Source organism: Mycobacterium sp. NGS34 (genome assembly GCF_059812845.1).
In genome coordinates, this window is the sequence record NZ_JCALDM010000011.1 from 19,353 (window position 1) to 40,303 (window position 20,951).

Consider the following 20,951-nt stretch of genomic DNA (forward strand, 5'->3'; position numbering starts at 1 on the left):
TGCCGGCCCGCCGGGCAACCGGACACGGGCTACCGCAAGCCCAGCGAACCGCTGATGATTTCGCGCTGGATCTCGTTGGTGCCCGCGTAGATCGGCAGCACCAGCGAGTGACGGACATGGCTTTCCATGTCGTACTCGGTTGCGTAGCCGTAGCCACCCATCATCTGCATGCCCTCCAGCGCGATGCGTTTGGCCACCTCGGAGGTCTTGACCTTGGCCATCGACGTCATGCGCGTCGTCACCGGATCGGGTCCCTGTTCGAGTCTTTCGGCGACCTCGTACGTGAGCAGGCGTGCGCACTCCAGATCGGTGGCCAGATCGGCGATCCGATGCCGCAGCGCCTGGAAAGTACCGATGGCTTTCCCGAACTGCTTGCGCTCCTTGACGTATGCGATCGTGTCGTCCAGCGCGCGCTGACCAATGCCGAGGCCGACCGCCGCGCCGAGCAGCCGCTCGCCATCGAGGCCGGCCATGATCTGGGGGAAGCCGCGCCCCAGTTCGCCGACGACGTTGTCGGCGGGTACGAAGCAGTCGGTGAAGAAGACGTCGTTGACCTCGCGACCGCCCAGCGTCGAGATACGCCGGGTTTCAACGCCTTCGGCATCGCGCGGCACTTCGAAGATGGTCAAACCGGCATGGGGCTTCCCGTCGCGGCCGGTGCGGGCGACCAACAGGATTCGCCCGGCGCGGTGCGCGTAGGAGCACCACGTCTTCTGCCCGTTGAGTACATAGCCGTCGCTGGCCGCATCGGCCCGACACGCGATCGCCGCGACGTCGGACCCCGCGCCGGGCTCGGAGATCGAGATCGACATGATCTCACCGCTCGCGATCGCGGACAGCGCTTCACGCTTTTGATCTTCGGAGCCGAAACGCTTGTAGCACCCGGCGACGGTGTTCGTCGGGCCGAGCGCCTTGACCGGCGCCAGGCCGCGCCAGAGCTCCTCGAACAGAATCGTCTGTTCCACGTACGTGCCGCCGGATCCGCCATATTCCTCGGGGATCGCGACGCCCAGCCAGCCAAGTTCGGCGAGTTTCTTGTACAGGACCGATGATTGGTCTTCCTCGTCGGTGTCGAGCAGCGCCTCGCGTTGGTCGCGGGTGCCGCACTCGCGCGCGCAGAAGTCGCGCACCGCCGTTTGGAAGTCTCGCTGTTCGACGGTGAGGGTCATGCTTGCGAGAACCTTCGATCGGGAAACAGGCCCGCGGCCACGCCGTTGCGCAGTACGGCCGGCGCGCCGCCGGCCACCACGTTGGTGACGCAGTCCCGATGAATGCGCTGGATGGGGAAATCGGTGGTCACGCCGTAGCCGCCGTGCAGTTCCATTGCCTTGAGGGTGATCTGGGGGCCGACCGTGGCGCCGAACAGCTTGGCTTGGGTGACTTCGGCGAGTTTCGGGAATCGCCCTTCGATCGCCGACGACGCGGCGCGGTAGGCGAGCAGCCGCAGGGCCTCGATCTGCACCCACATGTCGGCCAGCGAGTGGTAGACGGCCTGAAAGTCGATGATCTGCTTGCCGAACGCCTCACGCTCTTGGGTGTATCTGGCCGCCTCGTCAAAGGCGGCTTGGCTGAAGCCGAGCCAGAAGCCGCAATTGTGTAGGCGTTCGAGGTTGAACGCGGTCATCAACCTGGCGAACTGGCCGGGGCCGACGATGACGTTCTCGGCGGGCACCCGCACGTCGCGCAGGACCATGTCGCCGTGATGGATCCCGCGGTCGCCGATGTAGACGGGGCCGCGCTGGACCTCGACGCCCGGCATCGACGCTTCCACTACGATCGCACCGATCCCTTTGGCGCCGGGCACGTTGTCGAAGCGCACGAAGGTCGCGTTGAGATCGTTGACGTTCGAGCCGGTCAGAAAGCTCTTGGTGCCGTTGAGGATGTACGCATCGCCGTCGCGGACGGCGGTGGTGCTCAGGTGCGTCAGGGCCGAGCCGGCTTGTGGTTCGGTGAGCGCGATATTGCATGCGCGACGGCCGGCGACGATGTCACGCAGGTACTTCTCCTGGACCGCGTCGCCGCCAAGCAGGAACATCGACGGCCCCGGACCGCTGGTACAGAACACCGGCTCGGGCGGCAGCCAGGACTGCGCATAACGGAACAGTGCCTCAACCACGATCAGGTACTCGACCGCGCCACCACCCTGGCCGCCGTACTCGGTGGGCATGGCGACGCCGAAAAGCCCCTCGGCGCCGACGCGGTCGAAGATCTCACGGTAGGGCGCCTCGTCGGACTCATCCCACTCGCGTGCCTGGTCGGCGAACGACCGGCCGAGCTTCTCGGCGCGTGCCTGCAGGTCCTGTTGCTTCGGTGTCAGGGTGAAGTCCATCTAGCGGCGCTCCTCTTTGGCGACGGTCAGATCCATCGCTTCGAAATCCCATGTCCCCTCGGTGTTCCCGGCGTCACGCAGCTTGTGCTTCAACACGCGGCCCACACCGTTGCGGGGGAGCGCGTCGAGGAAGTCCACATAGCGGGGGATGGCGAAGTAGGGCAGGTTGTTCTTGAAGAAGTCGAACAGCTCGGCCGGTTCGATCGGCGAGCCGGCGACGACGCAGGCCTTGATGTCGTCCTCACCCAGTTCGGAGGGCACGGCGACCACGGCCGACTCGACGATCGACGGGTGGGCGTCGATGGCCTGTTCGAGTTCGAAGCTCGCGATGTTCTCGCCGCGGCGGCGCAGACTGTCCTTTTTCCGGTCGACGAACGCGTACGCCCCACTCGGAAGGCGGCGGCCATAGTCGCCGGTGTGATACCAGAGGCCGCGAAGCGCCTCCAGTGTCGCCGTGGGGTTTTCGAAGTAGCCGTCGAACATGGCGTACTTTGCCTTGGGCCGCAGGCAGATCTCCCCGGTGGCCTCGCCGTTGAGCACGTTGTCCTCGTCGTCGAGGAGGGCTACATCGAGGTCGGGTGCTCCGATACCGCAGCCGTTCGGGTCCCGTCGGTCCGACGAGAGCGGCGTCAATGTGGTTGGCATACATTCGGTCTGGCCGAACACGTCCACCCAAGGTTCCACCCCGAAGCGGTCCCGGAAGGTCGCCTGCGCCTCGAGTGACAGCGGCGCGCACATGATCCGGGTGACCCTGTGGTCGCGGTCGCCCGGCGAGGGCTCCGTCGCGAGGATGGCCGCGCCCATCGCGCCCACGGCGATCATCAGCGTCGCCCCGACCTCCTTTGCGCGCGGGAAGTACGTGCGGGCGCTGAACGTCCCCTGCAGGTAGGTGGGAATCCCGAAGACCAACGGCAGTGTCACGGTCACCAGGCGCGCACCGGCGTGGAACAACGGCAGGCCCGCGAAAAGGACGTCGGCTTCGGTGACCTCGAGCGCCTGGCCGATGAGCTCCCCACTGCGGCAGTAGTAGCCGTGGCTGGCCACGCATCCCTTTGGCAGCCCCGTGGTGCCGGAAGTGTAGAGGATCGACATCGTGTCGTCGGAGGTCAGTTCCACCCGCGGCGGTGCGTCGCCCCGGTCGAACAGGCTCGCATAGGGAATCTCGTCGCCTTCCGCTTCGTCGAGCATGATCACGGCGCGCAGGTCGGGCAGCTGGCTCCGCAGCGGAGCGACCGCCTCGCGGCCCGCGGCGTCGGTGACGAGCAGGCCAGACCGCGACTGGCGCAGCTGATGCAGCAGGAACTCGCCTTTGAGGTATGCGTTGAGCGGCACCTGGGCCGCCCCGGTCTTGGCCGTTCCGTAGAACAGTTCGAGCAACTCGATGCGATTGGGAGCAAGCATGGCGAGCTGCTCACCCCGGCCTGCGCCTAGTCGAGCCAGTCCGGCCGCGAGCGCGTCGGACCGCCGATCCATTTCGGCATAGGTGAAAACGTTCTCGTCCATGGCGCAGCAGACGCGATCGGGCGTGTGTAAGGCGCGCTCGCGCAGGATGTTGCCAATGGCGTCACGAACCATTTCGAAAACCCCTTCTGAGAGCGGGGCTGGCGCGGCGATAGCGGTCGTTGACGCGCCGGCCCGGCGGACCGGCAAGCCTTGGGGGAGAGGTTAGTCGGTGTTGCATGTCTTCCGTCTTCGAGGGTGCGTTAACGTCCATTTACGCCTTTTACTCCGCGGTATCCACGGGTTTGGTGACGCTCTATGAACATTCGCAATTATTTTGAGACAGTACGGCTATAAATTCTGCATGTCAACGGTGCCAACGCGTTACCGAAGCTGGGTCGGGCCGCCATTTCGAGCGGCGCCGTTCGCCGGGCGAGGTCGCTGGCGATGGGCCGAGCCGGTGTGATGCAGGTCACACCGTTTCCAATTAGATCCGTGTCCGATAGCTAGGTACAGCAACACTAAAACAAGGCTACTATTTAACGTTGGTTAACCCAGGTTTCGAGGTCGGAGGAAATCATGGAGGTCGTCTGTCCCACGCTGCCGGCGCTGGAATCCTTGCCCTTCGCGCACGACCGCGACACTGCTTGGCACATGCTCCTGGCGTCCGGCAAAGTCGCGGTGTCCGACGCCGGCGTCTACTTCCTCAGCGGCGCGGACGTCGTCGAGGCGGCGGCCACACATCCCGAGCTGTTTTCCTCTGAGGGCGCTTTCGATCTGATTGGAAGCCCGTTCCCGATGGTGCCGATTGCCTTCGATCCGCCCGAGCACAGCCGCTTCCGGCGGGTGTTGGACAAGTTCTTCGGCCCACGGCGAATGGCCGAGCGCGCACCCGAGTTACGCAGGCAGGTGGGCGAGCTGATCGAACACATCAGGGTCTCCGGCGAGAGCTGCGACGTCATGAGCGCACTCGCCGTCCCGTTCCCGTCCCAGGTCTTTTTGACGCTTTTCGGCCTGCCGCTGATGGATCGGAACCTTCTGATCGGCTGGAAGAATGCGGTGTTGGAGTTCTCTGCCGCAGACGGTTCCGCACCCTCATCGGAAACGTTGGAACGCGGCGCCGAATTGCTGGCCTATCTGAACGGCCATCTTGCTGACCGCCGCGGTGGTGACGGCGACGACCTGCTGAGCAAATTGCTCTCCGACTCCAGCGAGGGCGCGCTGACCGAGCAAGAAATCATCGGACTGTGCTTTCTGTTTTTGGTTGCGGGGCTGGATACGGTGACCGCCGCCACGGGATTCGCGCTTTACGAGCTGGCGCGCAATCCGGCGTTGCGCGCCAGTCTGATCGATGACGACGAAGCGGTCACCCACTTCATCGAAGAGGTCTTGCGAATCGATCCACCGGTCCCATATGTCCCTCGGATGACCACTGCCGAGGTCACGGTCGCGGGCGTGACGATCCCCGCGGGATCGACTTGCTGGCTTGGACTCGGAACTGCTAACCGCGATCCGGAGCGATACCCCGACGCCGACGCCATCCACCAAAAGCGCAGCAATCACTTTGCATTCGGCCGGGGTCCGCACCGCTGCCTGGGCTCGCACCTGGCTCGCTTGGAACTGCGCCTGATCATCGAGGAATGGAACCGGCGGATCCCTACGTACTCGGTGCTGCGCGAGCCCACGGTTGGGTGGCCGTGCGGGACACTCCACTTTCACGAGCTGCACTTGCAAATCGGCTGATTTGGGCCCCGCCGACCGACACCGCGTTGGCCTTCGGCGCCAGTTGGGAGTTGACAATTCTGTTGGCGGCCTCCTGGCCGCTGACCAAAGCGCCATTGAGTCCCGATATCCGGTCCAAATCGGACGCGAACTGGACTCGCGCGGTCCAATCGAGGCGCTTCTGGAAATCGGCGATCCGCGCGAACCGGCCCCTGTCCATGACCGGGACGGATTCGGGCCAGCGTGCGACGGCGTGCTCCTCGAGGGAGTCCACCACACCGCCGTAGTAGCGACGGGCGCGGCCGATCGCGTACTCCAACACCTCGTCATCACTGAGATCCATTGTGCGCTCTAGGTATTCATGCGACAGCAGGACGGTCAGCAGGCCCTTGCCCTCGGGCGCGCGGCCGGGTGCCTTGGCGTGGTCGGCGATCACGGCGATCGTGTCGGGGTCCTCGTGCGGCGACACCATGTAGTAGGTCGCGGGGTCGTTCGGGCGCTGCGACAACCCGAGGCAGATGCTGCCGAGGCGGCGGTAGCGGGTGGTCTCGTACAACCCCCGGTGGTTGTCGTCCATCTGCGGGAACATCGCCAGCGCGTACTGGGCTTGGGTGGCGATGACGCAGGCGTCGAAGGACTCCGTTCGTTGGGCGCCGCCGTCCCCGGGCGCGAAGGTGACCTCCACGGACTGTCCGATGTCCGCGACATTGGCAACGGGGTGCCCCAACCGGACGGGGAGCCGCCGGGCGAGTTCCTCGGGGAGCCCGCTCACCCCGGGGCGGAGGTTGTACATCGTGCTGACGAGCATGTTGCGTATTGTCCAGAGCAACAAGGCGATCGAGGTATCGGCGTCGTCGGCGACCCAGGTACTGCTGACCAGGGGACGGCCCGCCCATTGCAGCAGTTCCTCGTTGAGTTCGCGACGGAAATACTCGCGCACCGTCTCGGTATCCAGCTGGGCGACCTGGTCGTAGGTGTGGTAGCCGAGGCTGCCCCTCGCCGTGACCATCGGCTTGATCAGCTTCAGGGCCTTGAGCTTGCTGCGCGCCGACAATGCCCGGGTGGTCAAACCGGTGCGCAGCAGCTTGCCGTAATCGAGCAGGTGCGCCTCACCCCGCTTCGGCATCACACCCCACACCGGAACCTCGGTGAACAGCGGACCGAGGCCGAGTTCATGGATCAGGTCGATCGATTCGCGATAGGTACCGAGGTAGAACGCGGCACCCAGATCCATGATGTAGTCGCCCTTGCGGACCGTCCATACCCGGCCGCCCACTCGGTCTCGCGCCTCGAACACTGTGACGTCAAACCCGCGTTGTTTGAGTCGATATGCCGCGGTAAGACCGGCCAGCCCGGCGCCGATGACCGCAACGGTTCCCCTGGGTTCGCTGGTCACGTCGCGCTCAGCCCGGGCCTCGCGAGTTCGGGGTTGTTACCGGTGAGCCAGTCGTTCACGCTCGCTTGCTCCTGTGCACGCTCGTCGTCTCGGATGGCTCGCAGTAGCAGTACGACCATCACGACGAACCAACAGAAGTAGACGCACAGCGGGACCCACCACGCGAACAGCCCGTTCCACGCCAGCGGGCCCGTCTTGAAGAACGGAATGATCGCTGCGGGCACCCAGATCATCGAGACCCAAATGTTGAAATACCCGGCCCAGCGCGGAAAGACAGGCTTGGCGCCCTTGTCGAGCAGAATTGCCACGCCCAGCGACGCGACTTGGATGCAGGCCGAGGAGATGATCCCGAGGAACATCAACCAGGCCATGTCGTTGAGCATCTGCACGATTTCGGGACTCCACTCGTGGAGCCGGTACAGCGCGGTCTGCCAGATGGCAAAGGGCGCCAGGAACTCGACGCACAACAGGCCGCCCGAGACCAGCTGCGACTCGGCGAGAACCGACCGCACCCCTTCCATCCGGCGCATCTGGGCAGCGATCACCGCGCAGAACGGCACCAGCAGCGCACAGGCAAACAGGCTGATCACCAGGCCAAGCCGGATCACATTGGTGTGCTCGCCGAACTGGGCGACGAGCGCCGCGCGCGACTTGGCGGGGCTGGGGGGAGGGATGAAGTGGCAGAGGAATGCGAACGCCGATGCCCAGATGGCGATCATGATCGGGCCGCACCATACGCAGAGCCGTTGGGCCGTCACGTTCATGTTCGGCATCGGCCGTCCTCCTCGTTCACATCGAATTGCCTTGTCACGTCTACTCGTTACGCAGCGCGTGCTGGGCGGCCAGCCGTCCCGGCCACCCGACCACCCCGCCGCTCGGATGCGTGCCGGCGCCGGTCTGGAAGAGCGCCTTGATCGGGGTGTCGTAACCACCGAGGCCGGGTGCCGGGCGATTCTTGCCCATCCGGGTGACCAACATGTCGACGTGGAAGTACGCGCCCGCCGGTGCGGCGAAGCGGTTCTCCAGATCCTGCGGGGTTGACACGATCCGACCGATCTCGGTCTCCAGGCCACCGAGGAAGCGCAGGCTCGATTTCCAGATCTGTTCGGTGTAGGCGTCTTTGTTGACGTCCCACCCGTTGCTCGGGTAGGCGGGCACATTCGAGTGCAGGTAAAGCACATCGCCCTCGGCCGATGCGATCGATCGATCCGGAGCGGACAGGATCGCCATGTAGACCGGCGGAGTGTCCACGTTGACCCCTCGCTTCATCGCGTACATCTGCTCGATGTGGTCCTCGAGGGTTCCGGTCATGAAGGTGGTGGTTCGGATGTCCTCGCCGTCGCGCTTGGCCCGGGCCGCTTCGGCCTTCGGGTATCCGATGCGACCCGCCGTCGCGACGTCGATCTTGAATGCGGCGGCGTTGACCGAATTCGCCGGGATCAGAGCGACTTTGGTGCGGTCTTCGCGGGTGAGTTGGTCCTGCGGGACGAGCTTGCCGAGAGTGACTTGTGCGGCCGCGTTTGAGACCACCCCGCGTCGAGCGGCCAGCTCGGTGCCGTCTTCGAGGAGGACTCCGGTGGCGCGGCCGGCGTCGACGAGTATCTGCTTGACCCCGTTGCCGAGCCGCACGACGCCGCCGTGGCTCTCGAGCTTGCCTTTGAAAGCCTCGACCAGGTTCGTCATCCCGCCTCGGGGACGCTGGACACCGAGGTGGCGGTGCACCCCTGCGAAGCCCAGGAAGTAGGCGCCAGAGCCGACCGAGTCCGCCGGGCCCACCATCGACGACCAGTAGGCCCACAGGCCACGCATGGCGTCGGACTCGAACGTCTCCGAGATGAGCTCGAAGACGTTCAGCGCCAGCATGCTTCCCAGGAAGCGACGGGTGGCCCGATCGGGCCGGTGCCTCAGCAGGTACTTGGCGAAGTCAAGCTTGCCCCACGCTGAGGGGTCCTGAACGGTGAGGACGTCGATGAGGTCCATCACCCAGTCGATCGGTCCACGGAGCTGCTCGTAGGTGCGCGCGTCCTTTGGGGAGAAGTAGCGGATGTCTTCGAGCGTGCGGGCGAAATCGCCCCACAGCAACAGCGTGTCGCCGTCCTCGTTCATCCAGCCGTAGGGGTGTGCGAGCGGCACGGTGTCGTAACCGAAGTCGGCCAGTCGCATCTGGCGGGCGAGCGGGGTCTGTGCCATGAAGAGGTCGTCCATCGCCCCGATGCTCAGCTTGTGCTCGGGCGCATCCTGCAGGTAGGGATAGCTCGCCGAAAGACCGCCGAGCACAGGGAGCCGCTCGACGACGCACACCGAGCGGCCCTGCTCGGCGAGGGTCGCCGCCGCACACAGCCCATTGTGCCCCGCACCCACCACGATGTAATCGAACGTTTCCATAAGTCAGAATCCTAGGTCAGTCGGATTGGGCAGTAAAGGACATGGAAACAAAGGCATTCTAGCTGCGATTACTGCGCTTAGCACCGTTTTCCCGAGCCTCCCTGCCCGCTACCAGCATGAACGAGCGTTATGAAACTAGGGCGAGAACGCGTGTGTTCGCCGCTCCGCGAGTGTCTCTGCCGGCTGCGGTGGCAGCAGTCGCCACTCGCCGGTACCCGCCCGGATGAGACCGTCGATCGCGATCACCCCGAGCGCCATGCTCAGCACGGCTGCCGCGATCCGCACACCGGCCGGCATGTCGGTGTTGGTGATCGCGAAGTGCGGCATCGCCAGCACCCAGGACGCCATGTAGGTCGCGAAGGGTACGAAGACGAGGAGTAATTGCCGTGCGCCGGTGAAGAACCACGAGAGACGGACCACCACCACGGCGCCGAACAGCGATCCCAGGCTGTTGATCACCAACCAACTCAGCGGAAAGCCACCAACCGCGAAGGGTTGATAGCCGTAGTACACATACAGACCCGAGCGCAGCATCGGTATCTCCAGCAAGACGTTGAGCACGCCGAAAATCGCGATGCCCAACCACATGGTCCGGTGGCCGGCGCCGCGCTTGAACGCCAGCGCCATCGCGTAGGACAGCCCCCCGAAGAAGACGACGTACGCCAGCACCACCCAGACCGGAATGGGCCGCCCGAAGGCGCTATAGGCGATAACCCCGTCGACAGGGAAGAAGCAATGGCCCAGCACGTCCACCGTCGCTTCGTTGAACGAGCAGACGTAGCCACCGACCAACATGAGGAGGAAGGCCTGCGAGCCGGATCGTCTCCAATCGACCAGGGCGGCAACCACAAAGGCCGCCACGACGACCGCGAGGACGGCGGTGATGATCGTCTGCGCCGTGCTTGGGGTGGTCATCTCCCAGGGTGGCTGAGCGATCGCGAGTACCGAGGTTGTCATCGCTCCTTCCCTCCTTTGCGAAACCGATGAGGTGCGCCTAGCGGACGCCGGCAGACACTTTGTCGGCGAACAGGGCCGAAACGCGCGCGGCCGCCTCTTTGCCGCTGACGAGGCCTCCGTTGAGGCCGGGGATGCGATCCAGGTCGCTGGCGAATTGAACACGCGAAGTGCGGTCGATCTTCTTGCGGAAGTCGGCAATTCGCTTGAACCGGCCCTTATCGAGCACCGGAACGGACTCCGGCCAGCGGAAAAGTGCGTGCTGCTCCAGGTCGCCGGGAAGTTTGCCGTAGTAGTACTTGACCCGTTCCAGCGCGTGGTCGATCAGATAATCGTCGTCGCGGTCGTCGGTCCGGTCGAGATAGGCGGGGGATAGCAGCACCGAGATGAGGCCCTTGCCAGCGGGCGCCCGTCCCGGCGCCTTGTTGTGGTCGGCGATGACGGCGATGGTGTCCGGATCGTCGTAGGGGGAAACCATCGAGAAGGTTCCGGGATCGTCGGGCCGTGCCGAAAACCCAAGCGACACATTGCCCAATCTGTGGTAGCGGGCGGTCTCGTAGAGATTGCGGTGGTTCTCGTCCATCTGCGGATACATGCCCAGCGCGGGCTGGGCCGTCGTCGCTATGACCGCGGTGTCGAATGTCTCGGTTTGTTCTCCGGATGACGGCGTCACGTAGGTGACTTCGACGGCGGAACCGTTGTCGGTGACGTTGGTGACCGTGTGCTCGAGCCTGGTTTCGACCAGCGTCGCCAGTTTTGTCGGCAGCCCGGCCACACCGGAGGTCAGGTTGAACACCGATTTGACCAACATGTTGCGCACCGTCCAGTGCAGCAAAGCCACCGAGGTGTCGTGATCCTCGTGGACCCAGGTGCCGCTGACCAGTGGGGCCGCCACGTAGCGGGCGAGCTCCTCGTTGAGCACCCGGTGGCTGTAGTCGTAGACGGTCTCGTCGTCGATCTCGGCGAGCCCGTCATAGGTGTCGTAGCCCAGGCTCGCCCGATGCTTGACGACATCCGCGAACAGGCGCAGCGCTTTGATCTTGGCCGGCCACGAAATGACCTGCGTGCTCAGGCTCGCGCGGATTGGCTTTGCCAGATCGAGATAGTGCTGCTTGCCTTGTCGCGGCATCCCGAAAATCACTGGAGTTTCGACGAATTCGTTGGTCAAGCCGACCTCATGGATCATCGCGACCGCCTCGCGGTAGGTCCCCAGATACACCGCGGTACCCAGGTCCATCACGAAGTCGCCCTTGCGCACCGTCCAGATTCGCCCGCCCACTCGGTCGCGGGTCTCCAACACGGTGGCGTGGAACCCGGCTTTCATCAGTTCGTAAGCGGCAGCCATGCCGGCGATGCCGCCCCCGATTACCGCGGCCGTGCTGTGCTGTGTCATCGATGCCTTTCTGGTAGGAGCTCCGGCCGATCCGGTGCCGATCGACGCGAGATCGGGAGCTTCGGATCGGGACAGTTGAAGGCGGTCGTGGGGCCACACACCCCACCGTTGCGCCATGCCCGTTCGATGTGCGGTTGGGGCATGGGACCGGAGTGCAAGGCGTAGAACCCGTAGGGGAAATTGAAGGCGATCAGGATCGCCAGCTGTGCCGCGCCGGCGATCGCGCAGAACCTCGCGAAGGTCTTGACCCCTTCGCGTTTGAACGACAGTTTGTCGATACCGCGTTCGGGCCACGACCGGCCGCGGTCATCGCGGAAGAAGTGCAGGCAACTCAAGATGATGAATGTCCCCGGCCAGCTCAGCGGCTCGTAGAGCGGGAACTGGTGATCGGTGCCGGCAAACAATGTCAGCCACGGGATGGTCGACGAGTAGCTGATCAGCCCGGTCCTGGTCATAATCAGCTCGACGATGACGTCGCCGACGATCATCACCAGGTACGTCTGCACGATGAGCCGAAATACGCTGCGCGATGGGTCTTTTCTGCGCTGATAGGTCATGTACCGGGATCCGGCATAGCCCGACATCGCGCACATCCAGAGGTAGGCGGTGAAGTACACCATCGGCACCGGGATCAACTGTCCGTTGCCCGAACTCCAACCCGGGATGTGCGGCAGCCAGCTGCCGAAGTTGACGAACGTCGTGGCGTACTGGAATTGGTAAACGGTCCAATCGATCCACGGTTCTTGGAAGAACATCAACCAGCCGGCCAGGAAAAATAGCCCGTCAAAACTGAACCGGCCGGTGCGCAGCTTCGGCGCGATCACGAAGTGCCACAAGATCCAGCCGGTGATGAGAATCCCAAAGATCACTTCGACGCAGCGAACCAGCACCACGTACCACGTGGGCTCTTGACCCCGACCGAGCGTGTTGGGCGTGAAGTCGCCGCTGGCGACCCACATGGTCCAGCAGTAGGCGATCAGGGCGAGCCACAGGAAGCCGTGCACGATCCAGACCTTCGCCCATGTCCGCTGCGCCGCGTTGGGATCCGGACCCGCCGCGCCGAGCCTCACCGGCCTCGTCGCCGTTAACGGGCGTTCATCGAGCACGTGACGACGTTAACATGTTTATCTGTCGATAAACAGGTACTTATCTGTTTCCGGACAGAATGGTCGTACACTTCTGGGGTGCCCAGTGCGATCAGGCGCCCTCCGAGGACGAATCAGCAGCGTGTCGAGGAATCGACGCTCGCCCTGATCGCCTCGGCGATCCAGCTGTTCGCCCGCCAGGGCTACGAACGCACCACCGCGGTGGAGATCGGCATCAACGCCGGATTCAGCCGCAACATGGTCCGTGACCGTTACGGTTCCAAAGAGGCGTTGCTGCAGTCGGTCTTCGAAACCTTCGCCGAACTCCTGCTTCCCGCCGTGCGGAGCGAGCGGGGCGGCACGGGCTTGGATCGCGTCCTGGGCCAGCTCGACGACCTACTGGACGCGGTCGAGCGGGAACCCGAGACGATGCGGGCGATGATCGTGCTCACGTTCGAGACGCCCGCCGCTTTGCAGAACTTTTCGGGCTGGTTCGACGGTCTCATCGCCCAGTACGAGGCGGAACTCGCCGGCCACCTCGCGGCAGGGCAGGCGGACGGCTCGGTCCGACATGGCCTCGACCCCGCGCGCGAGGCCGAAATCTTCGTGTCCTACGCGATCGGCCTGTGCTTCAGATCTGCGTTGCGCCGCGACGGTTACGACTTCGTCGGGGAGATCAGGGCCTGGCGTGCCCGGCTCGCGCAACATTATTCGGCCTGACGAGTCTGGAAGCCGCCGAAGACTGCTCCAAGGCGCCGAACGAATCCAGGTCGTCGATCATGCTCGTCATGCGCTCGAGGTTGGCCAGCGATACCTCGTCGGGTTGCATAGCCGGCTGAAGCCGGCCGGCACCGATGGTATATAGCCAAAACACCAGTCCGTGAAAAGCCTGCTGGCGGTACGCGAGCCACGCTTCATCGAACGAGAGCGCGGGGCCGCCCGCCGCATGCAGGCGATCGACGTACAACTCGATGAGGTCTCGCTCCCACGCGCGCCGATCATCAACGGTCAAAGCGGAACTGAGCGCATAGGCGACATCCAGGGCCCAAATGCCGCGACTGATCAGCTGCCAGTCGTAGAGGCCCATCCCGCCGTCGGGTGTCAGATACCAGTTGCGCGAATGCACGTCGGAATGCAGCAGCGTGTTGGGTGCCGAATTGTGCATCGCCAGGGAGGCCATCGTCGCCGGGAAGACCTCGGCCCGCCGACGGCGGAACCCGGCGGGGAAGACCGAGGTCGCGCGGTCGAAGCCGATCAGGGTCCGGCGCGGAAAGTCGATCGTCCCGTTGACGTCGGTCTGCCACGTGTAGGCGTCCTTGACGAGCGCCAGGTCACCGGCGAAGCGCGGGCTCTCCCAAAGGGTTCCGTGGAGGGTGGCCAAGGTGCTGACGATCGATTCGGCCCGCGTCCGGTCGATGTAGTGCTTCGTCGGATCGCCAAACGTCGCGTTCTTGGAGCTCGCCACGTCCTCCATCAGGAACATCGAGCGTCCGGATCTGTTGTCCACCGCCATGTAGTAGCCACGGGGTGCCTCGATGTGGAGGGTGGGGCGGATGCGGTCGTAGAACAGGGCCTCGCAGGTCAGCGCCGCGGACGGGACGGTCACGGCTCGCGAGGTGAACTTGGGCGTCGACTTGGTGAACACCGACGTGGGAAGCCCGGCTCGGCGGCCCACATCGTTGTAGTCGATGCTCAGCACTCGCCTGGTGGTCGACCCGTCGCTTCCCGATGCGGTCGAAACCGAGGTCACCCATGCGCCCGGGTGAGCGCGGCACAAGGCGGCCGTCAGCCACTCGGGCGTCAGCGCGTCCACTGACGGCGGGATTTCGGCTAGGGTCGTGGGTCTTGGCCTGCGCAAACGCTCGTTGATGATGTGCGCGCCGATCCGGCCCAATTGGCCGGCGACCCGGACCTTCTGGGTGAGCGATTCGGGCATGAGGTTCTTCCTTCGCGCCGACGAGACCATTCGGTTATTGATACCATTGATATCAAAATTATGCACGCAGATTTCAGCCAGCAGCGGAGCCTCGTTATGTCAGGCGCTGTGCACTGCCGCTGCGGACGAGGCGGGCAGCGGCGGGATGGAAAAGCGCTCGCGGAGCACGGCTCGGCGCAAGACGATGAAGTTGACGATGAAAAAGCCGCTGAAGACGACGACCGGGATCCAGATGCCGAACAAGCCGTTCCACGCGAACGGGCCCTTGCGGAAGAAGAACAGCAGCTGGTCGGGCAGGAGGGTCAACGCCAGCCAGCCGTTGGTGTATCCGCACCAGCGTGGGAAGGCGGGCTCCGGGCTCTTGTCGCACAGCGAAGCAACCATCACCGAGAGCGGCATGGCCAGGTATATCGTTACGCCGCCGAGGAACTGCAGCCACGACATATCGTTCATCAGGTAGATCAGCTCGTCGCGGCGATCGGGTCGAAAGGCCGCGGTCAACCACCAGACCGCGGGGTAGAAGGTCAGCGCCATGTTGCCGGCCGCGCCGAGGAGGAAGGTGTAGGTCAACACGCCGGCGGTTCCCTCGACGCGCGCGATGAACTGCGATGTCACCGCGGCGAAGGGGATGAAGATCAACGCCGCGAGCATGACGACGAGCATCCCGATGCGGATGCGCGTGTAGTCGCCGCGGTAGAGCGCGGCGATCTGGGCGGCGTCGGCCGAGGGGGCCGTCGGTGGCAAGAATCCGGCTATCGCGCCCCAGCCGATGAACAGGGCGGCCAGATAGGCGATGGCACACCAGACACCAAACATTTGGATTCGTGATTTGGTCAGCGGTTCCATCGGCATCTCATCGAGGTTCGCCGGTGGCCGCCGCGACGAAATAGGGCACCCCTGCGAGCGCATCTTCTGCGCGAAGGGTATCCCGGTTAACGAACGTTTACAAGATCGGCCCGGTGATTGCCTCAGGCGGAACGAGGTCTCTTTTGCCGAACGCTCTTCGGTGCGGGCGTGGAGCGCGCCGCGTCGGTGGCCAACCACTCCAGTCCTTGCAAGGCCATCCCGGTCAGGACGTCTTCGAGTCCGGGGGTCCGCAACGACTTCTCGGGCCACATCGACACCGAGTCGATCAGTCCGTGGGTCGCGTGGACGGCGGCGGTCAGCACGTCCTGCGACTGGTTCGGGTAGCAGACATCGAGGCAATCCACCCACCGGTCGATGTAGCGCTTGATCCGGGCGCGCAGCCTCGATCGGTACGCCTTGGGAATCGAATTGCGTTCTCTGGTCCATACGCTCATGAGTTCGCGCTCTTCGAGGGCCCGTTGCACGTGACCGCGCACCAGGTGCTCCAGCTCCTCACGCGGATCGTCGAACTCGCCGCCCGTCGACATCAGCACCCGGTCGATCGCCTCGTCCAGCAGAGTCATCAGGATCTCGTCCTTGCCGCTGAAATAGCGATAAATCGCCGGCCCGGAGACGCCCGCCTTCTCGCCGATGAGATCTACCCCGACGCCGTCGAAGCCACGCTCGTGGAATAGGTGCATCGCGGTGCGCAGGATCTGTTCTGAACGGTCGTTACGGTTGGCCATTCCTCAACGGTAGCGCAACTCGCCCAGCGACCCTGGTATTCGCCCGAAGGTCCAACCGACCTGTGAGGTCAACTAGTCCTATTCGGGGGCGTGCGTTCGGCCAGCCGCGGCGGCCGCTTTTCGGCGAACGCCCGGGTAGCCTCGGCAAAATCGGGTTGCTGCTGGAGCCAACCCTGCGTCTCCGCTTCGTAGTTCAGCTGGCTCGCGAACTCGGCTTCGAAGGTCCGACGGTGCGCTTGTTTGATCGCGCCCACGCTCACCGACAACTCGGCGAAACGCCGGGCCATCGCGACCGCATCGCTCAGCGCCTCACCGTCCTCGGACAGGCGGTTCACCAGTCCCCAGTCGCGCGCCTCAGCGGCCGACAGCCGCCCGCCCAGCAGTGCCAGTTCGTTGGCTCGGCCCAGCCCGACAACGCGGGGAAGCAGCCACGTCAGGCCCGCATCAGGCATCAGCCCAATCTTCGCGAACGACAACTCGAATCGTGCGGACGCGGCAGCGACACGCAGGTCGCACGCCAGCGTCAGCGACACTCCCGCGCCGGCCGCCACGCCATTGATCGCCGCGATGATGGGTAGCTGTAGCGACCGCATCGTCATCACCAGCGGGTTCCATGCCTCCAGCAGCACCTGTCGAGCATTTCCCACATCGCCGGAAATGTCGGCGCCCGCGCAGAATCCCCGGCCGGCGCCGGTGAGTACAACCGCGCGGATGCGGCTGTCGGCCTCCAACTCGAGGAAAGCCGACCTGAGGGTGTCACCGGTCTCCGGGGTAACCGCGTTGAGTCGCGCCGGCCGGTTAATCGTGATCACGCCCACCGTGCCGTCGCGCTCGACGAGCACATCGGCCGTGGGTTGCGCGCGGTCGGTGGTGGGGATCGAAGAAACCATCGGGTTACCGTCCTAAGAACTGTCGAACATAGTCGTGCCACTGGACTTGCTGCAGGTCGCCATAGCAGACCTGCCCTTCGCACTCCCACCGCGCGAGGCAGACCCAGGTCTCCATATTCGGCCACACGGGAATGCGATTGGCGGCGACGACTTCGCCGCATACCTCGTAGTCGCGGGCGTTCGCATCGGTCATCACCATCTCGACGCTGGTTGGCGCCAGCGTCGAGTAGTCATTGCTGACGCGCTTGCGGGTCGAAACGACCGGAATCAACGTGCCCTCGCGGTAGACCCAGCCACCCTTGGTGGGATCGTCCCCGGGCACCTGCAGGTGTCCCTTCCAGTCGGGTTCGAGATCCGGGTGGTCGAACGCGGTACACCCGAACATGAAGTTGTCGTTGAAGACTCCGGTCATCCAGTCGATCGGTGGCGTCGGCGCGTGCTGTTCGCTGCGGCTTTCTCCCCAGGACCGATCGCGGACGTTCGTGCAATCGACTTGGTACGTCTTGCCTCGTAACGTCAATTCGCCGTGCGCGTGCACCGCCTGTTCGAAGTGCTTGCCGCTCTGCAACAGCATCGGCTCCATCAGGGCGTGTGTCTCGATGTCGAACGCGTTCTGTCGGAGCTCGTCGGTGTAGCGCAGCCGATGCCTCTTGAGGGGTTCGATCGTCTGCACGCGATAGCCGTTTTCGAACTCGTAGTCCCACAGGTCATTTGCGACGACATCCTCGCTTGCAAACGAGGTCCAGTTGAACAGCTCCGATTGGAGCACGTGTCGTTTGACGCCCTGCCATACCCAGGCCCCGCCGCTGACGATCCCCAGGTTTGGGTGATGCCACAGATAGGTCAGCGCGTGGATGTTTTCCTCGGGGACACTGAAGCCGAAATACTGCGTTTCGGTCAGGCTCGGGGTTCGATTCGACTCCGTGAACTGCCGATGCAGCAGGTCGTCATCGGGTGTGGCGGTCTTGAACGACGTGTTCTTTTCTTCCCAGAACGCCTTCTCGTGCGTTTCAGTCGACATCACAAACCTCCATTCACGATTCCACGATCTCCCAACACGGCTGCAACAGCGGCGCTTGCGCCTCGCGCTCGGCCTCGGTCAGGTTGCGCTGCAGGGCGCCGACCGCGACCAGGATCATGTAGGCCGCGAACTTCTTGAAGTAGTCGAAGTCGCGCAATTCACGGCCGCCGGCGGCGCGGTACATCGCCAGCCACTCCGCTTCGCTTGGCGGCTGCAACAGACCGCTTTCGGGCGGGGCCGCGAAGATCCGGTTGCTGACGCATTGCAGCGCGAGGTCCGCCTCGGCGCGGCCGAGGCTCGACATCTCCCAGTCCAACACCGCGGCCAACCGCGTGCCGTCGAAAAAATAGTTCTGCAGCGTCGAGTCGCCGTGCATCAGCTCGGGTTCGCCCTCGGGAAGGTGGTCGAGCAGCCAGCCGCGCACCGGAACCAACCGCTCGAACAGCGGTAGACGCACCCACTCCCAGGTCAGCCAGTACCAGTTGATGCAGCGTTCCAGCGGAGCGGCGCCGGGCGCGTTCATCACGAAGTTCTTCAGACCTCGCGCCTCGATATCCGTGTTGTGAATGGCGACCAGCGCCGCCATGATCTTGCCGAGCATCTCCTCCCGGTCGGCGGGTGTGGCCTCCGCGATCGGGCCCTGGATGAAGGCCGCCGGATGCTGACCCCTTCCGCGTGCCCGCACCATCACGTAGCCGGGTGCGCCGAGCCAGCGGCCGTCAGGATCGAGCCAAACCGGTTCCGGCACCGGCACGTCGCTGCCGTAAAGGGCGCGCTGGACGTGAAACTGTCTCGGCAAGTCGTATTCAAAAAACAACCGCTTGTCGCTGACCGGCGCGTGACGCAGCACCAGTTCGCGTGTGACACGGGCCTGGCCGGTGTCGAAGGTTGCGTCGAACAGCACTGTGCCACTTGACGCGCCGACTTCACCGCCGTCGCCGAGCACCGTCACGTCGATTTGGCCGCCGACGGCCGGTTGGTTCTCCAACAACCGGCGAATCTCGTCCGAACCGATCTTGTGAACCGCGGTCTTGCCCGCGCCGATCACCGAGCTGAGCATCGATTGCACGTCAGCCATGGTTGAGCTCCTCATGTCTCACGTAGGGGTGATCGCCGTGGCGCCTCTGCGGGTTCGTCGCCGCACGGATGCCCGGCGCGATGTCACCGGCCAACATGATCCGAGCGGTCGGTCTGACAATCGATGGTCGGGACACGTGTGGCTTCTACGACTCTCGTGACGGAAGTTATTTTGAGACATTAAGTTTATAAATCTTCGGTGTCAACCGTCGTTTACCCGAACTCCTGGGTTGATCGAACAAGAAGCCAGTCTTGTCTGGCCGGTCGCATCGTCCAATATCAGAGCCAAAATGGCGCTCCGAGCGGTAGTGTGTCGATGCGAGAACGCTAACGATCGTTTACCGACTTCGATATACGTCAGCTCGGGGCACCGCGAGCGACTGGGAGGATGCGAAATGCTGTCGACGCAAGGCGGTGTGAGGATGCGCGCCGCCATCGTGGGAGCGGGCCTCGCCGGGTTGACGGCGGCCTATCGGCTCCAGCAGGCGGGCTGGCAGGTCGATGTCTTTGAAGCGACCAATGCGCCCGGCGGCCGGGTGCAAACCGTGCGGCGCGACGGCTACGCGATCGACACCGGCGCGTCGGCGCTCGGTTCGACGTATCGCGGCTACCTGGCGCTGGCCCGAGAGCTCGGCATCGAAACCCGTGGTACCGCACCCTATATCGCCATCCGTCGGGCCGGCTTGACGCACCTGCTCGACATGGACCACATGGTGCGATCTGGGATGAAGACCGGCGTACTGTCGTTGGGCGCCAAACTGCGCGTCCCGCGATTGGCGCTCGACGTGGCGCTGGCCAAAGCGCGCGGCCGGCTGGACTACGCCGACATGCGCAAGGCGGCGCCGATCGACACCGAGAGCGCTCGCGCGTATGCGACGCGCGCGCTGTCGGCCGAGCTCGATAGTTACCTGTGTGAGCCGATCGTGCGCACCATGCTGATCGCCGACTCCGACAAGGTGTCCAAGGTGGAGTTGTTCTCCGGGATCGGCAACATCTTCACTGCCAAGATCCTTGCTGTTGCCGGTGGCCAGGGCAGGATGCCCGAGGCGCTGGCCGAACGCCTCAAGGTGCACCTGCAGACACCGGTCACCGAGGTGCGGCGCACCGAAAACCGGGTCCGGGTGAGCCATTCCGGAACGACCTCGGAGTACGACGCTTGCGTCGTCACTTGTCCGCTGCCCGAGGCGGCGGCGATCTGCGTCGACGACCGCGGCGTCCTTAGCCCGCTTGCCAACAGCCTGGGCTATACCCAATGCGTAAGCGTCGCGGTCGGAACCACCCGGCCACCTGACTGCCCCGCGTTTCTCCTGATGTTCCCGTCGGTGGAGGACCCCGACATCGCGCTGATGTTCCTCGATCACCACAAGGCTCCGGATCGGGCGCCCGCCGGACACGGCTTGCTGAGCTGCCTGTGGGAGACCGGCGCGTCCGAGCGAATGATCGACGCGCCCGACGAGCAGGTCGTCGATCACACCGTGGCCACCGTGTTCGAGGTGTTCCCCGAACTGCGCGGAACCGTCGAGTTCACCCACGTGACCCGGTGGCGAAGGGCATTGCCGTTCACGCGGATCGGCGCCTACCAGGACATCGGGCGGCTGAATGCCCAACTCGATCCGGCGTCACCGGTGCAGTACGCCGCCGACTTCATGTCGGCCGCCGGGCAGAACACCGCGGTGGAATTCGGAAATCGCGCCGCGCGCAATCTGATTGGTGCGGCGGCGCGAGACTGAA

The 20,951-nt window shown here is 64.5% G+C and carries 18 protein-coding genes; 3 read left to right on the top strand and 15 right to left on the bottom strand.

All coding sequences use genetic code 11. The features are described 5' to 3' along the window. Positions 1–29: 29 nt before the first annotated feature. From AC5Y7V_RS23220 to AC5Y7V_RS23230, 3 genes are read right to left on the bottom strand one after another with little or no spacing between them, the layout of a single operon-like run. On the bottom strand, positions 30–1,169 hold the full coding sequence (locus AC5Y7V_RS23220) for an acyl-CoA dehydrogenase family protein (RefSeq protein ID WP_499882380.1): 1,140 nt from the start codon (positions 1,167–1,169) through the stop codon (positions 30–32). Continuing rightward, entirely contained in the window at positions 1,166–2,329 is a 1,164-nt protein-coding gene (locus AC5Y7V_RS23225) for an acyl-CoA dehydrogenase family protein (protein WP_499882381.1), read from the bottom strand. The genes AC5Y7V_RS23220 and AC5Y7V_RS23225 overlap by 4 nt, the downstream gene beginning before the upstream one ends. Next, positions 2,330–3,904, bottom strand: a complete 1,575-nt coding sequence (locus AC5Y7V_RS23230; protein ID WP_499882382.1) for an AMP-binding protein — start codon at positions 3,902–3,904, stop codon at positions 2,330–2,332. A gap of 444 nt (positions 3,905–4,348) precedes the next feature. Between AC5Y7V_RS23230 and AC5Y7V_RS23235 the strand changes: the two genes are divergently transcribed. Beyond that, on the top strand, positions 4,349–5,512 hold the full coding sequence (locus tag AC5Y7V_RS23235; protein WP_499882383.1) for a cytochrome P450: 1,164 nt from the start codon (positions 4,349–4,351) through the stop codon (positions 5,510–5,512). On the opposite strand, the gene AC5Y7V_RS23240 is transcribed toward AC5Y7V_RS23235, so the two are convergent. The 6 genes from AC5Y7V_RS23240 to AC5Y7V_RS23265 form a co-directional block, all read right to left on the bottom strand. After that, positions 5,427–6,887 (bottom strand): protoporphyrinogen/coproporphyrinogen oxidase, encoded by a 1,461-nt coding sequence (locus tag AC5Y7V_RS23240; protein ID WP_499882384.1) that lies wholly within the window; start codon positions 6,885–6,887, stop codon positions 5,427–5,429. The two genes, AC5Y7V_RS23235 and AC5Y7V_RS23240, sit on opposite strands and share 86 nt — an antisense overlap. Continuing rightward, on the bottom strand, positions 6,884–7,660 hold the full coding sequence (locus AC5Y7V_RS23245; protein WP_499882385.1) for a hypothetical protein: 777 nt from the start codon (positions 7,658–7,660) through the stop codon (positions 6,884–6,886). The genes AC5Y7V_RS23240 and AC5Y7V_RS23245 overlap by 4 nt, the downstream gene beginning before the upstream one ends. A gap of 40 nt (positions 7,661–7,700) precedes the next feature. Next, entirely contained in the window at positions 7,701–9,272 is a 1,572-nt protein-coding gene (locus AC5Y7V_RS23250; protein WP_499882386.1) for a phytoene desaturase family protein, read from the bottom strand. Between the two features lie 135 nt (positions 9,273–9,407). Further along, the gene (locus AC5Y7V_RS23255) at positions 9,408–10,229 is read right to left on the bottom strand and encodes a hypothetical protein (protein ID WP_499882387.1); all 822 of its coding nucleotides are present in this window, start codon (positions 10,227–10,229) and stop codon (positions 9,408–9,410) included. Positions 10,230–10,266: 37 nt separating this feature from the next. Beyond that, on the bottom strand, positions 10,267–11,619 hold the full coding sequence (locus AC5Y7V_RS23260; RefSeq protein WP_499882388.1) for a protoporphyrinogen/coproporphyrinogen oxidase: 1,353 nt from the start codon (positions 11,617–11,619) through the stop codon (positions 10,267–10,269). Then, positions 11,616–12,725, bottom strand: coding sequence for a spirocyclase AveC family protein (locus tag AC5Y7V_RS23265; RefSeq protein WP_499882389.1), 1,110 nt, complete (start codon positions 12,723–12,725; stop codon positions 11,616–11,618). Before AC5Y7V_RS23265 ends, AC5Y7V_RS23260 begins: the two co-directional genes overlap by 4 nt. A gap of 78 nt (positions 12,726–12,803) precedes the next feature. Between AC5Y7V_RS23265 and AC5Y7V_RS23270 the strand changes: the two genes are divergently transcribed. Continuing rightward, on the top strand, positions 12,804–13,424 hold the full coding sequence (locus AC5Y7V_RS23270) for a TetR/AcrR family transcriptional regulator (protein WP_499882390.1): 621 nt from the start codon (positions 12,804–12,806) through the stop codon (positions 13,422–13,424). Here AC5Y7V_RS23270 and AC5Y7V_RS23275 read toward each other — a convergent pair. The 6 genes from AC5Y7V_RS23275 to AC5Y7V_RS23300 form a co-directional block, all read right to left on the bottom strand. Continuing rightward, positions 13,381–14,640 (bottom strand): phosphotransferase, encoded by a 1,260-nt coding sequence (locus AC5Y7V_RS23275; RefSeq protein WP_499882391.1) that lies wholly within the window; start codon positions 14,638–14,640, stop codon positions 13,381–13,383. The genes AC5Y7V_RS23270 and AC5Y7V_RS23275 overlap by 44 nt on opposite strands. A gap of 99 nt (positions 14,641–14,739) precedes the next feature. Then, on the bottom strand, positions 14,740–15,492 hold the full coding sequence (locus tag AC5Y7V_RS23280) for a hypothetical protein (RefSeq protein WP_499882392.1): 753 nt from the start codon (positions 15,490–15,492) through the stop codon (positions 14,740–14,742). Between the two features lie 116 nt (positions 15,493–15,608). Further along, positions 15,609–16,232, bottom strand: coding sequence for a TetR/AcrR family transcriptional regulator (locus AC5Y7V_RS23285; protein WP_499882393.1), 624 nt, complete (start codon positions 16,230–16,232; stop codon positions 15,609–15,611). 68 nt (positions 16,233–16,300) lie between these two features. Beyond that, positions 16,301–17,122 carry an enoyl-CoA hydratase/isomerase family protein gene (locus AC5Y7V_RS23290; RefSeq protein ID WP_499882394.1) on the bottom strand — a complete coding sequence of 274 codons (822 nt, stop codon included), beginning with the start codon at positions 17,120–17,122 and terminating at the stop codon, positions 16,301–16,303. A 4-nt stretch (positions 17,123–17,126) separates the two neighbouring features. Further along, entirely contained in the window at positions 17,127–18,143 is a 1,017-nt protein-coding gene (locus AC5Y7V_RS23295) for a DUF7064 domain-containing protein (RefSeq protein WP_499882533.1), read from the bottom strand. A 13-nt stretch (positions 18,144–18,156) separates the two neighbouring features. Continuing rightward, positions 18,157–19,221: a phosphotransferase family protein gene (locus AC5Y7V_RS23300; protein ID WP_499882395.1), complete on the bottom strand. Its 1,065-nt coding sequence runs from the start codon at positions 19,219–19,221 to the stop codon at positions 18,157–18,159. 394 nt (positions 19,222–19,615) lie between these two features. On the opposite strand from AC5Y7V_RS23300, the gene AC5Y7V_RS23305 reads away from it, so the two are divergent. Then, positions 19,616–20,950, top strand: a complete 1,335-nt coding sequence (locus tag AC5Y7V_RS23305) for a protoporphyrinogen/coproporphyrinogen oxidase (protein ID WP_499882396.1) — start codon at positions 19,616–19,618, stop codon at positions 20,948–20,950. Position 20,951 lies beyond the last annotated feature (1 nt).